The sequence below is a fragment of the Antarcticirhabdus aurantiaca genome (assembly GCF_009765365.1).
In the GTDB taxonomy this organism is placed as follows: Bacteria; Pseudomonadota; Alphaproteobacteria; order Rhizobiales; family Rhizobiaceae; genus Antarcticirhabdus; species Antarcticirhabdus aurantiaca.
The window spans coordinates 187,925-201,756 of record NZ_VTOM01000008.1; the positions used below are offsets into that span (position 1 = coordinate 187,925).

The 13,832-nt window shown below is 72.5% G+C and carries 16 protein-coding genes; 8 read left to right on the forward strand and 8 right to left on the reverse strand.

Features of this window, described 5'->3' with window-relative positions:
- Nucleotides 1-53 precede the first annotated feature (53 nt).
- The 3 genes from FZN60_RS11955 to FZN60_RS11965 form a co-directional block, all read right to left on the reverse strand.
- Nucleotides 54-1,250 (reverse strand): YbfB/YjiJ family MFS transporter, encoded by a 1,197-nt coding sequence (locus tag FZN60_RS11955; RefSeq protein ID WP_158873704.1) that lies wholly within the window; start codon nt 1,248-1,250, stop codon nt 54-56.
- On the reverse strand, nt 1,247-2,407 hold the full coding sequence (dxr, locus tag FZN60_RS11960) for a 1-deoxy-D-xylulose-5-phosphate reductoisomerase (RefSeq protein ID WP_158873705.1): 1,161 nt from the start codon (nt 2,405-2,407) through the stop codon (nt 1,247-1,249). The genes FZN60_RS11955 and dxr overlap by 4 nt, the downstream gene beginning before the upstream one ends.
- A 107-nt stretch (nt 2,408-2,514) precedes the next feature.
- Entirely contained in the window at nt 2,515-3,000 is a 486-nt protein-coding gene (locus FZN60_RS11965; RefSeq protein WP_158873706.1) for a hypothetical protein, read from the reverse strand.
- Between the two features lie 282 nt (nt 3,001-3,282).
- On the opposite strand from FZN60_RS11965, the gene FZN60_RS11970 reads away from it, so the two are divergent.
- The 7 genes from FZN60_RS11970 to FZN60_RS12000 are packed head-to-tail and all read left to right on the forward strand — an operon-like array spanning nt 3,283 to nt 9,490.
- A complete protein-coding gene (locus FZN60_RS11970) occupies nt 3,283-4,290 on the forward strand; it encodes an AAA family ATPase (protein WP_158873707.1) in 1,008 nt (335 codons plus the stop codon).
- Nucleotides 4,290-5,240, forward strand: a complete 951-nt coding sequence (locus FZN60_RS11975) for a DUF58 domain-containing protein (RefSeq protein ID WP_158873708.1) — start codon at nt 4,290-4,292, stop codon at nt 5,238-5,240. Before FZN60_RS11970 ends, FZN60_RS11975 begins: the two co-directional genes overlap by 1 nt.
- Nucleotides 5,215-5,613 (forward strand): hypothetical protein, encoded by a 399-nt coding sequence (locus FZN60_RS11980; protein WP_158873709.1) that lies wholly within the window; start codon nt 5,215-5,217, stop codon nt 5,611-5,613. Before FZN60_RS11975 ends, FZN60_RS11980 begins: the two co-directional genes overlap by 26 nt.
- 4 nt (nt 5,614-5,617) lie before the next feature.
- Nucleotides 5,618-6,574, forward strand: a complete 957-nt coding sequence (locus FZN60_RS11985; protein WP_158873710.1) for a VWA domain-containing protein — start codon at nt 5,618-5,620, stop codon at nt 6,572-6,574.
- Nucleotides 6,571-7,503 (forward strand): vWA domain-containing protein, encoded by a 933-nt coding sequence (locus FZN60_RS11990; RefSeq protein WP_246726729.1) that lies wholly within the window; start codon nt 6,571-6,573, stop codon nt 7,501-7,503. Before FZN60_RS11985 ends, FZN60_RS11990 begins: the two co-directional genes overlap by 4 nt.
- Nucleotides 7,503-8,141, forward strand: a complete 639-nt coding sequence (locus FZN60_RS11995) for a tetratricopeptide repeat protein (protein ID WP_158873711.1) — start codon at nt 7,503-7,505, stop codon at nt 8,139-8,141. Before FZN60_RS11990 ends, FZN60_RS11995 begins: the two co-directional genes overlap by 1 nt.
- A complete protein-coding gene (locus tag FZN60_RS12000; protein ID WP_158873712.1) occupies nt 8,135-9,490 on the forward strand; it encodes a BatD family protein in 1,356 nt (451 codons plus the stop codon). Before FZN60_RS11995 ends, FZN60_RS12000 begins: the two co-directional genes overlap by 7 nt.
- Before the next feature lie 78 nt (nt 9,491-9,568).
- Here FZN60_RS12000 and FZN60_RS12005 read toward each other — a convergent pair whose 3' ends face one another.
- Nucleotides 9,569-9,775 (reverse strand): hypothetical protein, encoded by a 207-nt coding sequence (locus FZN60_RS12005; protein ID WP_158873713.1) that lies wholly within the window; start codon nt 9,773-9,775, stop codon nt 9,569-9,571.
- A 352-nt stretch (nt 9,776-10,127) separates the two neighbouring features.
- Between FZN60_RS12005 and rirA the strand changes: the two genes are divergently transcribed.
- Entirely contained in the window at nt 10,128-10,616 is a 489-nt protein-coding gene (rirA, locus tag FZN60_RS12010) for an iron-responsive transcriptional regulator RirA (RefSeq protein WP_158873714.1), read from the forward strand.
- Here rirA and FZN60_RS12015 read toward each other — a convergent pair.
- The 4 genes from FZN60_RS12015 to rsfS form a co-directional block, all read right to left on the reverse strand.
- A complete protein-coding gene (locus FZN60_RS12015) occupies nt 10,534-12,081 on the reverse strand; it encodes a phospholipase D-like domain-containing protein (RefSeq protein WP_158873715.1) in 1,548 nt (515 codons plus the stop codon). The two genes, rirA and FZN60_RS12015, sit on opposite strands and share 83 nt — an antisense overlap.
- Complete coding sequence (locus FZN60_RS12020; protein ID WP_158873716.1) at nt 12,078-12,743, reverse strand: SOS response-associated peptidase; 666 nt, start codon at nt 12,741-12,743, stop codon at nt 12,078-12,080. Before FZN60_RS12020 ends, FZN60_RS12015 begins: the two co-directional genes overlap by 4 nt.
- A 78-nt stretch (nt 12,744-12,821) precedes the next feature.
- On the reverse strand, nt 12,822-13,304 hold the full coding sequence (rlmH, locus tag FZN60_RS12025) for a 23S rRNA (pseudouridine(1915)-N(3))-methyltransferase RlmH (RefSeq protein WP_158873717.1): 483 nt from the start codon (nt 13,302-13,304) through the stop codon (nt 12,822-12,824).
- 46 nt (nt 13,305-13,350) lie between these two features.
- Nucleotides 13,351-13,734, reverse strand: coding sequence for a ribosome silencing factor (gene rsfS / locus FZN60_RS12030; protein ID WP_246726731.1), 384 nt, complete (start codon nt 13,732-13,734; stop codon nt 13,351-13,353).
- Nucleotides 13,735-13,832: the final 98 nt, after the last annotated feature.

Sequence of the window (13,832 nt, forward strand, 5' to 3'; positions counted from 1 at the left end):
CCTATGCCTCAAGGAGATGTCGCAACCTTAGCGGGTGAATATTGACGCCTCCTTTACGCTGTCGCGGCCGGCCGCCAGATCATCGCGCCGAGAAGGAAGAGGAGGCCGAAGGCGAGGATGCCGGCCGAGGCGAGGAGCGCGGCGGCGAAGTCCTCCGGGCCGGACACGAAGAGGCCAGCGATGAGCGGACCGGTCATCTGGCCGAGGCCGAATCCGGCGGTCAGCACCGCGAAGCCTCGCCCGCCCAGGCTCCGGCGGCCGAGCGGCCCGGTCAGGAAGGTGATCGCCATAAAGGTGCCGCCGAACAGCAGCGCGCCGGCGACCGCCGGCACAGGGCCGTCGCCGAGCGCCGGCAGGGCGACGCCGACGATCTGCCCGACATAGCAGAGGGCGAGCGCCGCGGCGAAGCCGATGCGCCGCGCGATCCGCGACCAAAGGAGGTTGCTCGGCAATCCGGCGAGGCCGACGACGATCCAGACGAAGTCGCCGAGATGGTCGAGGCCGGGCTGGCTCTTCACGATCGTCACGATGAAGGTGGCGAAGACCGAATAGCCGAGCCCCTCGCAGGTGTAGTTCACGAGTAGCGGCCAGAAGGCGATCGGCCGCGGCTGGGGTCGTTCGCCCGTCGCGCCGGTGCTCGGCGGCGCCCCGAGGTCGCGCTCGCCGATCTCGCTGAGAACCAGCGGCAGGAGCGCGAGGCAGCCGAGCCCCGCCGCGATCCACAGCCCGTCGGCCGACAGGGCGGGGTGCCCGATCTCCGTCAGGAGGCCGGAAGCGGCGATGCCGCAGCCGACGCCGCCGAACACCCAGGCGAGGCGTTCCTCGGCGCCGACGCGGCCGAGCGCCTCCGACACGATGCCGACCGCCGCGATCATGCCGAAGGCGCTCGCCATGCCCGACAGTCCGCGCAGCGCCAGCCAGGCTGGCAGCCAGTCGGTCAGGCCCATCAGGAGCGTCGTCGCGACGCTCGTCAGGATGCCGATCCGGAAGGCGAGGAGGCGCGGCCGTCCGCGCGGCACCAGCGCCGACAGGATCGAGCCGAGGAGATAGCCAGCGAAGTTCACCGACGCGACGAGGCCCGCCACGTCGGTGCCGAAGCCGTACTCGCGCTGCATGAGGGGCAGCAACGGCGTGTAGTGGAAGCGCCCGATCCCCATCAGGATCGCGAGCGAGAGGAAACCGCCGAGAAGCAGGCGGCCGGCCCGTCCCGGCCGCGCAGCAACGCCCGCCGACTGCGCCGAGGCCGTCACGCCGCAAGCCGCGCGAGGTGGATCGCGGCGCGCCCGCGCGCCTCGATGTCCGCCGCGAAGACGGCGTCGAGGCTCGTGGCCGGCGGCGCGCCCATCTCCTCCATCACGCGCTCGACCACGCTCGCCATGTCGAGGAAGCCGCAGCGCCCGGCGATGAAGGCCTCGAGCGCCGCCTCCTTGGCGCCGTTGAGGATCGCGCCGGACAGGCCCCCGGCGGCGATCGCCTGGCCGGCGAGCCGCAGCGCGGGAAAGCGCGTCTCGTCCGGCGCCTCGAAGTCGAGCCGCGACAGCTTGGCGAAGTCGAGCCGCTCGACGTCGAGGTTCGGCCTGCGGGGAAAGCTCAGGGCGTAGCCGATGGCGGTGCGCATGTCGGGGCTGCCGAGCTGCGCCAGCACCGAGCCGTCGCTGTAGCCGACCATGGAGTGGATCACCGACTGCGGATGGACGACCACCTCCAGCGCGCGGCCGGGCGCGCCGAAGAGGTGCTCGGCCTCGATCATCTCCAGCCCCTTGTTGAAGAGGCTCGCCGAATCGATCGAGATCTTCTGCCCCATCGACCAGCGGGGGTGGCCGGCGGCCTCCGCGACGCTGGCGCCCGCCATGCGCTCGCGCGTCCAGGTGCGGAACGGCCCTCCGGAGGCCGTCAGGATGATGCGCTCGACGGCGTGGTCCTGATCGCGCTCCAGCACCTGGAAGATCGCGTTGTGCTCGGAATCCACGGGAAGGAGCGTGCCCCCGGCCTGTGCGATCGCGGCCTGGAACAGGCTGCCGGCGGAGACGAGGCATTCCTTGTTGGCGAGGGCGATGGTCGCGCCGCTGCGCGCCGCGCGAAGCGTCGGCTCCAGCCCGGCGATGCCGACGATCGCGGCCATGACCCAGTCGACCGGCCGCTCGGCTGCGTCGCAGAGTGCCTCTCGCCCCGCCGCGGCCTCGATGCCCGTGCCGGCGAGGGCCGACTTCAGCTCGGCGTAGCAGTCGGGATTGGAGGTCACCGCGATCTTCGCGCCGCTGGACACGGCCTGGGCGGCGAGACGGGCGATGTTGCCGTGGCCGGTCACCGCCTCGACGTCGAAGCGCTCCCGGCCGCCGAGCTGCTCCACCACGTCGAGCGTCGAGCCGCCGATGGAACCCGTGACGCCGAGAATGCTGATCCGCATGAAACCGCCATCGCTGTCCTCCGCCCGCGACCGACCGGGCGGCTTCGCACGCGACATACGGCGGATGCGCCTCGTTTGTACATGGCGTGTCGCGTCGCGCTTCGCGGTCAGCGGCAGGTGCCTGCCGGGGCGGGGTGCAGGAGGAAGACGCGGTCGTCGGCGCTGCGGGCGAGGTCGGGTGAGAAGCCGTCGGCGCCTTCCAGCGACAGGTGTGGGCCGACGGTGAGCCGCATGCTCCGCCCTTTGCGCAGAAGCGTGAAGCTGCCGGCATCGCCTTCGACCTCGCAGCGCAGGCTCCGGCAATAGGCTAAGCCCGAATAGGCCTCGCCGCCGAGGCGGAAGCCGAAGCCGAGGACGGCATCGACCCGCCCGGTCGGCCGGTCGGCTTCCGCTTCGGGCGTGTGCCCGAGCCAGATCGTCTCGACCGCCTGCGCGGGATGGGCGGCATGATGCGCCGCGTCGTAGCTGCGGGCGAAGCAGTCGATCCGGCCCGCCGCAGCGTCGCGCGCGCCCGCCGATTCCGCCGACGAGACGAGCCCGCCCACCAGAAGCGCGGCGGCGAGCCGTTGAAGCACCGAGGAGCGGGGCGGCATGGGCGAGACTCCGGAAAGCACGGGCGCCGCGCCGCGGCCGCCTCGATCGACGGTGCAATCCTGCCGCGTGCCTGTTTCCGCAGGATTGCGCTTGCGTTGCCGCGCACCGGCATGGCTCTCGCGTCGAGCGAATCCACGACCAAAGCCCTGTTGCCGAGACGGGGCGGCTTTCCTAGTCTTGGAGGCGAGGCGGTCACGACGGGCACCCGGGACCGCCGCTCGGGAGGAGGGCGGCCGCGCGTCGGAGGGAGGCGCCGGCGGCCCGCAATACAGGGACCCGTCATGCTGGACCATGCGGCGCGTCACCGCGCCATCGAATCCGACGCCGCAAGCGGGGAGCGCCCGCTCGCGCGCCTCGGCGCCTTCGTGGCCGAAGGGCTCGTCGGGCGGCCCGACCTCGTCGAGCGGCTGCTCGTCGCGCTCGTCGCGGGCGGCCATCTCCTGGTGGAGGGACCGCCGGGCCTGGCCAAGACGCGGGCGGTGAAGCGTCTCGCAGCTGGTCTCGACGGCTCCTTCTCGCGCATCCAGTGCACGCCCGACCTGATGCCCGCCGACCTCACGGGCACGCCGATCTTCCGGCCGGAGCAGGGCACCTTCGAGTTCGTCGAGGGGCCGGTCTTCGCCTCGCTGGTTCTCGTCGACGAGATCAACCGCGCCCCGCCCAAGGTCCAGTCGGCGCTGCTGGAAGCCATGGCGGAGTCGCAGGTGACGGCGGGCGGGCGTACCTATCGCCTGCCCGAAACCTTCATGGTGGTCGCGACGCAGAACTCGATCGAGCACGAGGGCACCTTTCCGCTGCCGGAAGCGCAGCTCGACCGCTTCCTCGCCCACGTCCTCGTCGACCTGCCGGATGCCGCAACCGAGGCGGCGATCCTCGACCTCGTGGAAGGGGAGGCGGTGGGCGACGCCGGCGCGCGGAGCTTTCCGCCGCTGCCTCCGGGCGAGGTCCTCGCCGCCCGCCGCGCCGCCGCGCGCGTCCATCTCGCCCCGGCGCTGAAGGACTACATCGTGCGCCTCGTCACGGCGACGCGCGGCGAAGGGCCGGGCGCGACCGAAGTCGCCGGCTCCATCGAGCACGCCGTCTCGCCGCGCGGCACGCTGGCGCTCGCCGCCGCCGCCAAGGCCCGCGCCTTTATCAGGGGACGCGACTTCGCGGTGCCGGAGGATGTGTCCACCCTCGCGCCCGACATCCTCGCCCACCGGATCATCCCGACTTGGCGAGCCCAGGCGGAGGGGCAGACGGCGCGCCGGCTCGTCGACCGCCTCCTCGACATCGTCCGGCCGCTCTGATGGCCGCGCCGCTCTTCCAGCGGAGCGACCCCGCCGCGACTGCGGGCGAGGGCGCGCGGCTCGACGTCGACGCGCTTCTCGCGCTGCGGCACCTCGCGCGCGAGCGGCCGGCGCGCCATCTCGGCGCCACGACCCGGCCCGGCGGGCTCGTCGGCCGGCGCAAGGGGCCGGGTCTGGAGATCGTCGACGTGCGCCCCTTCGTGGCCGGCGACGACATCCGGCACATCGACCGCAACGCCACCGCCCGCACCGGCACGCGCCACGTGCGGACCTTCAGCGAGGAGCGCGAGCGGGTGACGCTGCTTCTCGCCGATTTTTCCCCCGACATGCTCTGGGGCACGCGCCGGGCGCTGCGCTCGGTGGCCGCCGCCGAGGCGCTGACGGTCGAGGGCTGGCGCACGCTGGAGGCAGGCGGCAAGGCGGCGCTTCTCATCCACGCCGCCGGCGAGGTCGCCTACGTGCCGCCGCAGGGGCGCGAGCGCGGCATGGCGCGGCTTCTCGGGCGCCTCGCCCGCGCCCACGACGAGGCGCTCGCCGCGTCGCGGCGCGCGGCGGTGCCGGCGGAGGACGGGTCGGCGCTGCTCCTGGAAGCGGCGCTGAAGGCCGGGCCGCGAGGCGCGACCGTGCTCCTGGCGAGCGGGCTCGACGCGGCGGGACCGCGCTTCGACCGCGCCGCGCTCGCTTTGATGCAGCGCGCGCGCCTCGCCTGCCTTCTCGTTCTCGACCGCTTCGAGATCGAGCCACGGGCCGGCCTTTACCCGTTTCTGGCGCCGAACGGCGCGCGCGGCATCGGCAGCGTCGAGGCCGGCGCGCAGCCGCCCGATCCGCGGATCGGACGGCTGGAGCGGCTCGGCCTGCCCTTCGCCGTGGTCGATGCAGGCCTCGCGGCCGAAACGGCGGGGCGCGGCGTGGAGGAGCGCGTCGATGAACGCTTCGCCCGAGCACGCTGAGCTGATGGCGGCGCTCTCGGCGCCGCGCTTGGCCGACCCGACGCCGGCCGAGTTCTGGCAGACGGCGCTCGCCGCCTTCTCGCTCGGCATCCTCGCGATGATCCTCCTCGTCGCGCTTCTCGCCCTCGTCAGCCGGCGGCGCGACGCCCCCTTCGCCGCCAGCCTCGCCCGGCTGGACGCGGCGCGCGCGCTTCAACCGGAGCGCCGCCTCCTCGTCCAGGCGCAGGTCCTGCGCGAGCTGTCCGCCAAGCGCCCGCGCCCGGCGCTCGCGGCACTCGCGAGGGAAATCGGGGCCGCGCTCTACGCGCCGGCGCCGACGCTCGATCCGGACGCCACCGACGCGGCGATCCGCGCAGCGCTGCGGCGGGGCTGATCCGATGTGGAGCTTGTCCGATCCGCTCGCCCTTCTGCTCGTGCCGCTGCCGCTCCTGGCGCTTCGTCTCCTGCCGCCGCGGCAGGCATCGATCGGCGCGCTCGGCGTTCCAGCGCCGATCGCCGCGCGCCTCGCCGCGCCTGTCGCGCGGGCCGCGTTCGCCGCGCGGGCGCGGCGCTGGCTGCCGGCGCTTCTTTGGCTCTGCCTCGTCCTGGCGCTCGCTGGACCGCAGCGCTTGTCGACGAGCGCCGCGCTGCCGGTCTCGGGGCGCGACCTCGTTCTCGCGCTCGACCTCTCCGGCTCGATGGAAGAAGAGGATTTCGAGCTCGACGGGCGGACCGTGACGCGGCTGGAGGCGGTCAAGCAGGTGGCAGCGCGCTTCGTGCGCGGGCGCGGCGGCGACCGCGTCGGGCTCGTGATCTTCGGCAACCAGGCCTATTACGCGACGCCGCCGACCTTCGACTTCGAGGCGGTCGCGCGCGCCATCGAGGAGGCGACGATCGGCGTGTCCGGCCGGGCGACCGCGATCAGCGACGGGCTCGGCCTCGCGCTCAAGCGGCTGAAGGACTCGCCGGCCGCGAGCCGCGTCGTGGTGCTCCTGTCGGACGGCGTCGATACGTCCGGCACGGTGGATCCGATCGCCGCCGGACAGCTCGCAGCCGAACTCGGCGTGCGCGTCCACACCATTGCCCTCGGGCCACGCGACCGCTCGGAGGCGGACGCCCCACGCGACGCGGTCGATTCCGAAACGCTGCGGCGCCTCGCCGAAGCGAGCGGCGGCGAAGCCTTCCGGGTCCGCAACACATCCGACCTCGTCGCCGTCGGCGAGGCGATCGACGCCATGGAGGCGAGCCGCCTCGCCGAGCCCGCGGCGGAGGTCGAGGAGCCCTACTGGACCGTGCCGGCGAGCCTCGCCTTCCTTCTCGCGCTGGCGCTGCTGCTCGCGGAGGCGCGGCGATGACGCTGTTCGGCGACCTGACGCTGCTGCGTCCGGCCTGGCTCCTCGGCCTTCCGCTCGTCGCGCTCGCCGCCGTCTATGTCTGGCGGCGGCGCTCGGGTCTCGGTGCGTGGGAAGCGGCGGTGGATCCCGCGATGATGCGGGCCCTGTCGGCGCTCGGCCGCGTCGTGCCCGGCGCCCGGCGCCGGCACCGCGCGCCGGTTCTCCTATGCGCGCTCCTGGCGCTGGCGCTGGTCGGCCCGGCCGTGCCCGACGACGAGGCGCCGACGTTCCGCAACCTCGATGCGGTGGTTCTGGTCATGGATCTGTCGGATTCGGTGGTGACGGGCGGGCGCTTTCCCGCGGCGCAGGGGGCGGCGAGCTTCGTCGCGCGGGAGGCCGGCTCGCGGCCGATCGCGCTCGTCGTCTTCGCCGGCGACGCCTATCTCGCCAGCGCCTTCACCACCGACGCCGAGGCGCTGGAAACCACGATCGCGGTTCTCGCCGCCGACACCGTTCCGGAAAAGGGCAGCCGGGCCGAGCGCGGCCTCGCCATGGCCAAGACGCTGCTCGACCAGGCCGAGATCCTGTCCGGCGACGTCGTCCTCGTCTCCGACGGGGAGGGGCTCTCGCCCGCGGCCCTGCGCGAGGCGGAGCGGATCGCGGCCGGCGGGAGCCGCGTGTCGACCCTCTTCGTCGAGCCGAACGCGGCCGCGGCCGCCGCGCCGCCGCCCGATGCCGACGCGCTCGCCCGCCTCGCGGAGGCCGGCGGCGGGGTCGCCGGCAGCGCGCTCGCGCCCGCCGGCGTCGCGGCACGCTTGGCCCAGAACGAGGCGGCGACGCTCCGCCGGAGCGACCTCGTGGCACTCCTCTGGCACGACTACGGCCGCGTCCTCCTCGCCGCGGCGATGCTGCCGGCCTTGTTCTTCTTCCGCCGGGAGCGGGTGACCTGATGCGGCGCGCGGCTCCCGTTCTTCTTCTCGTCATCGCCTTCGTGGCGGCCGTCTTCGCCGGCCGCGCCGGTTTCGGGCGCCTCGCGCTGAAAGCGGGGTTGCCGAACCTCGCCGCGCCGCTTCTCAACGATCCGGCGGCGCGCGGCGTCGCGCTCTACGAGGCCGAACGCTTCGCCGAGGCGGACGCGGCCTTCACCGAAGCCGGACGCTCGCAGACCTTCAACCGCGCCCTGTCGCTCGCCGCGCTCGGCGACTACCCGCTCTCCCTCGCCTACTTCGACGCCGTGCTCTTCGCCGAGGCGACCGACGTCGAAGCCCGGCGCAACCGCGACCTCGTCGCCCGGCTCGTACCGCCGGTGATCGGCGAGGCCAATGCCATCGACGGCATTCCCGCCACCGCCGCGCGAGGTGAGGAGAGCGACGCCGCCTCGCATTCCGGTCCGACCCTGACCATGGGTGAGCAGGCCGAGCGGGTGCTGCGGCCGCGCGACGACAACAAGGCGACAGTCGCCAGCACCGACTGGCTGACGACGCTCGCGGACGAGCCCGGCACCTATCTGAAGCTGCGCTTCAAGGCCGAGTCGCAGCAGCGATTCGAGGACGGGCTCGCCGTGCCGCCGGAGGATACGCCGTGGTGAACCGCCTTCGCCTCCTTGCCTGCCTGCTGCTGATCGCGCTCGCCGGGCCCGCCGGCGCGCAGGGACTCGCCCCCGCGACCATCGCGCCGCCCCCGCAGACCCTGCCGCGCAACGCCGACCGCGACGGCAACCTCGCGGCGCCCGGAACGGCGCCCGCAGGTCCGACCGTCGCGCCGGACCGGCCGGCGCCATCCGGTCCTGCGGCACCCGAGGCGCCACTCCTCGACCCCGAATCGGCCCGGCTGGAGCTGATCGTCGAGCAGCCGCATGCCGACACGCATGTCGAGGAGATGGTGCTGGTGCGCCTGCGCGGCGTCTATACCGTTGCCGTGGCGATCGAGGAGATGAAGCAGCCGCCGCTCGTCAACTTCGGCTGGCAGCAGCTCGGCCGCGACAGCTGGACGAGCGCCTTCATCGACGGGAAGAAGCGCACCGTCTTCGAGCGGCGGCTCGCGCTTTATCCGAGCCGCCCCGGCCGGCTGGAGATCGGCGCCTTCACCCATCTCCTGACCGTCGCCGACGGGGCGCGGCGCGAGAAGCGCGCCGTCGTCTCGGCGCCCGTGGCGATCGAGGTCTCGCCCATTCCGCCGGACGCCGGCGGCTGGTGGCTGCCGGCGAGCCGGCTGAGCTATTCCGACGAATGGGACCGCGATCCGTCGCGGCTTGCCAGCGGCGAGGTGGCTCGGCGCACGGTCACCATCGAGGCGGTGGGCGTGCCCGCCTCGCGCCTGCCGCCGCGCCCGAAGATGCTGGCGGAATGGCTCATCACCTTCGCCGAGCCGGAGGAGCGCACGCAGGCGATCACGCCGGACGGGCCGGTCGCCAAGGTCGTCTGGCGCTGGCGCATGCGTCCGGTCTCGTCGGAGCCGGGTCTTCTCGAGGCCTTCCACATCCCCTGGTACGACACGCAGGCGCGAGCGGTGCGCGACATTGTCCTGCGCAGTCAGCGCATCGCGCTGGAAGGCGTCCTGACCGAAGCGCCCGAGCCCGGAATCGGCGACCGTCTGGCGGACAACGCGCCGGTTCTCGCGGCGGCGGCCGGCTTCCTGCTGACGGGGGCCGTGCTCCTGCCCAGCCGCCGGCGGCTGCGGGAGACGGAGTGGAGGCGCCTCCTGCGGCGCCTGCCGGTCGCGCCCGAGCGGTTGCGGCTCGCGGCGGCCGTGCGGCGCGGCGACGCGATGACGGCGCGCGGCATCGTACGCCGGATGCTGGCGGAGGGAGCGACGGACGGGGAGGGGCAGGCGCGCGCGGCGCTTCGCCGGCTCGACGCGGCGCTGTTCGGGCGGGGAGGGCCGCCGCTGCGGGACGCGCTGGCCGATCTCGGCCGCGCGACGCGCCGCCTGCGCTGACCCCCGGACATGCGAAAGGCCGGGGCGCCCAGATGCGCCGCCGGCCCTTTCATGCGACCCCGAATGGGATCGACGGGGTCAGTTGACCGTCGTGCCGGTCTCGAAGTGGCCGCACCAGTCGGACTTCGCCACGATCGGCCAGAGACCGTGGGAATCCGGCTCCGGCTGCGTCACCGGCGGGTTGAAGCGGCACAGGCCGGCTTCGGCGTCGGCGTGCTGGCCGTTGGCGGCGTGGTCGTCGAAGTAGGTGCACTTCTTGCAGGCGGCTTCGCTGTGAACCGACATGATCCGTTCCTTCCAGTGTTTGGGCGACCGATCCGGTGCCCGCCGATCGCTCGGGCCTCGCGACCCGCTCTCTTAGAATGCTTCCAAGGTAGCAAACCCGTTTGGGTTTGGAAAGGTTCCAAACTGGCCTTCGACGCGGAATCTCGCGCTGCGCGTGAGTTCCTGGAAGTGCCTGCCAAGCTCGGCGAAGGGTTCGCATCGAGCCTGCCTCTTCCAAATGACCTAGAACGCTTCTAAATCAGATGAACGCTCGCCCGGAGCTCGCCGGTGATTCGGTGAAGCAGGGGCGGGCCGTCGACGACAGCGATGGCCGATCGGCGCGCGATGCGCCGGGTCGGCATGGGAGGCCGGAATGCGGCTCACGAGCCAGACGAACTATGCGATCCGCATCCTGATGTACTGCGCGGCCAACGAAGGCCGGCTCAGCCGCATCCGCGAGATCGCCGCGGCCAATTCCGCCTCCGAGCTCTTCATGTTCAAGATCCTGCCGCCCCTCGTCGAGGCGCGGATGATCGAGACCGTGCGCGGCCGCAACGGCGGCATCCGCCTCGGGCGGCCGCCCGCGGAGATCAACCTGCGCCACGTGGTCGAGGCGACGGAAGACAACTTCACCTTGGCCGAGTGCTTCGAGACGGGCCGCATGGACTGCCCGCTGATCGACAGCTGCGAGCTGAACGCGGCGCTGCACAAGGCGCTGGAAGCCTTCCTATCGGCGCTGGCCGCCTACACGATCGCCGACCTCGTGCGCGATCCGTCCTTTATGCGCCGCCGCCTGGGGATCCCGGCACCGGATCTCGCCGCGATGCGAGCGCCGGCCGCGGCTCCGCCCGCGGTCGCATGATCGTCGAGAACCGGCGCGCCAGCGCCTTGAGCGGCCGGGGCGGGCGCTCGGGATCGACGAGGTCGGCCTCGGCCAGGGCCTGATCGAGGACGTCGAGGTCGCGGGCCTGCAGCGGCTGGAGCCGCCGCGTCTCGCTCGCGAAGCCGTCCACCGCCCGCACCAGCGATCCCCCGCGCGCGACGGCGTCCGCGATCGTTTCCGGCGCGAGGCCGAGATGCTCGGCGAGAAGATCGTCCCGCACGCCCGCGATTTGCGCCTCGAGCGCCGCGGCCATTGCCTCGTCCGGCATCAGCGCGGCGTCGACCGACAGGTCGCATTCCGTGTCGAAGCCCATCGAGCGGTTGTTGAAGTTGGCCGAGCCGATCTTCAGGACGCGGTCGTCGACGATCATGATCTTGGCGTGGACGTAGATCGCGACGCCGCCGGCCGTCACCGGGTGGAACAGGCGGAACCGGCCGTGATGGTCGGCCCGGCGCATCAGCGCCAGGAGCTTGACCCGGGCCGCGCCCATCGTCGCTTCTTCCAGCCAGCCTTCCTGCGAGTGCGGATTGATCATCAGGATCTCGGGACCGTCCGGCTCGGCGAGCCGCGCGGCCATGGCCTCGGCGATGCGCCGCGAGGCGAAGTACTGGTTCTCCACGAAGATGGTGCGCTTCGCCCCCGCGATCATCGCGAGCGTCATGGCCTCGATCTCCGACACCTGCGCGAAGGCGCCGAAGGCGCCGGCGGTGCGGGAGATGCCGACGGGGACTCCGCGCGCGAGCGGCGTCACGCTGTCCGGCCAGAGATCTTCCAGCCGGTCGTCGTCGGCCGGGGGAGGCGGGGCGTCCGGCGCCTTGCCCGTCGCGCGGCTCCAGCGCTCGCGCGCGAGGTCGCCGAGCGCCCGCGCGGCCGGGCCGTCGACGCAGGTCGTCGCGTCGTGCCAGGGCTGCAGCAGCGCGCCGCGCCGCCCGGGTGCCCGGCGCCTCGGCTCGACGTCGCGGTGCGCGCGGGTGTCCCAGCGCCCCATGGTGATGTCGATGCCGCCGCAGAAGGCGAGGGCGTCGTCGATCACGACGATCTTCTGGTGGTGGCTCGCCGCGACGGGATGGGCGGCGTCGAGCTTGAGCCGCACGCGGCTCGCTCCGCTCATCCAGCGCAGGACGTAGAGCGGCGTTTCGCCCCGCGAGAGCGTGTTGATGATGCCGAGGTTCCACTTGAGGATCGAGACGTCGAGTTCGGGATTGCGCTCGACGATCCATTCGAGGAACTCGCCGAGTTCGTTCGGCCCCTCCAGCGTCGCGCCCTCCGGCTCGATGGCGACGCGCGTGTCGAAGTCCCAGCCGATCATCGCGACCGAGCGGCGAGCCTTCAGGATCGCCTCCTTCAGCGCGCGGTAATAGTCCGCGCCGTCGACGATCACGGCGAAGCGGGCCGCGGCCTCGATGCGCCAGCAGGTGCGGCCGGGGTCGAGGAGCTGGCTCAAGGCCCGTCCTCTCCGCCGTTCCCCTCGTCCTTGCGCTCGCCGCGCGCGACGATCCGGAGCGTGCCGTCGGGCAGGGGCCGCTGAAGCGCCTTGGCGTCCTCCCAGTCGCCCTCCAGCCAAAGGTCCATCTGCTCGGGCTCGGTGAGGATCACCGGCATGGCCTTGGGATGCACCGGCTTCACCTCGGCATTGGCGTCGGTGGTCAGAAAGCCGAAGAGCCGGTGGCGCCCCTCGACGGGATCGCTCTTGGGGCCGCGCGTGCCGGTCCACTCCGTCCAGAGGCCGGCGAAGGCGAAGAGCGGGCGCTCCTCGTCGAGCGCGAACCAGGTCGGCGTCTTTCGCGGCTTGGTGTCTTCGTATTCGCAGAAGGAACTGGCGGGCACGAGGCAGCGATGCGATACGCCCAGCCATCGCCGCCAATGCGGCGAGGCGGTGTTGCGCACGTTCGTCACCGGCGCTTCGCCGGTTGCCTTCGGCCCCGGCAGGCCCCAGCGCAAAAGGTCGAGGACGCGGGTGCCCGAGGCGTCGCAGCCCACCACCGGCGCCATCTGATCAGGGAAGACGCCGGGAAGGCGCGGCAGGTTGCCCGTGCGGTCGCCGGTCGCCCGGGCGAAGCGCCGGATCGCTTCCTGGTTCGTGGTGATCGAGTAGAGATTGCACATACCGGGAGGAATGTAGCGGCGCCCGCCGCCGCGTGTATGGAGGCGGGCCGCCTTGCTCCCCGCTTTTTGCCGGGCGCGTCAGGCCCGGTGGTAGGGGTGGCCCGACAGGATCGTCACGGCGCGGTAGAGCTGCTCGGCGAGGAGGATGCGGGCGATCTGGTGGGGGAAGGTCATGCGTCCGAAGGACAGGACCAGCGCCGCCTCGGAGCGGAGGGTCTCGTCGAAGCCGTCCGGGCCGCCGATGCAGAAGACCATGTCCCGCACGCCGCCTTCGAGGCGGCTGGCGATCTCGCCGGCAAAGGCTTCCGAGCCGAGGCTGCGGCCGGTCTCGTCGAAGCAGACGAGGACGCACCTGTCCGGCAGCGCCGCGCGGAACTGCGCCGCCTCCTCGCGCTTGCGCTCGGGTGCCGTTCCGCCGCGCGATTCCGGCCACTCCTTCGTGCCGGCATAGTCGAGGCCGAGCGCGCCGCCGCTCTTCTTCAAGCGGTCGAGATAGCGCTCGCAGAGCTCGCGCTCCGGGCCGGCCTTCATCCGCCCGATGGCCGCGGTGGTCAGCCGCACGGGAATGCCCCGCGCGCCGCCATGCCCGATGTCGCGTCCACTGGGTTCAGTGGACGGTCGAGTCGCCCGCGTCGCCCACGGTCCACATCTTCTCGAGGTTGTAGAAGGCGCGGACTTCGGGACGGAAGATGTGGACGATGATGTCGCCCGTGTCGATCAGCACCCAGTCGCCGTTGTTCAGGCCTTCGACCTTGGCATTGCCGAAGCCGTTGTCCTTGAGGTCGGAGAGGAGATGCTCGGCGACGGCCGTGACGTGGCGATGGGATCGTCCGGACACGACCACCATGTGGTCGGCGAGCGGGCTCTTGCCCCTCATGTCGATCGAGACGATGTCCTCGCCCTTGGAGTCATCCAGGCTGCGGACGACGAGTTCGATGGCGCGCGCCACGGACGAACCCGCATCCTCGGCGGCGGTTGAAGGAGCGGCCACAGGGGCGTCCTTCGCATCCAAAGCAGGTCTCAGCTTCGTTTTCCCTTTCGGAAACGTCGTGGCACCGAGACGATCTCGGGCTCACGATCAAAAGATAG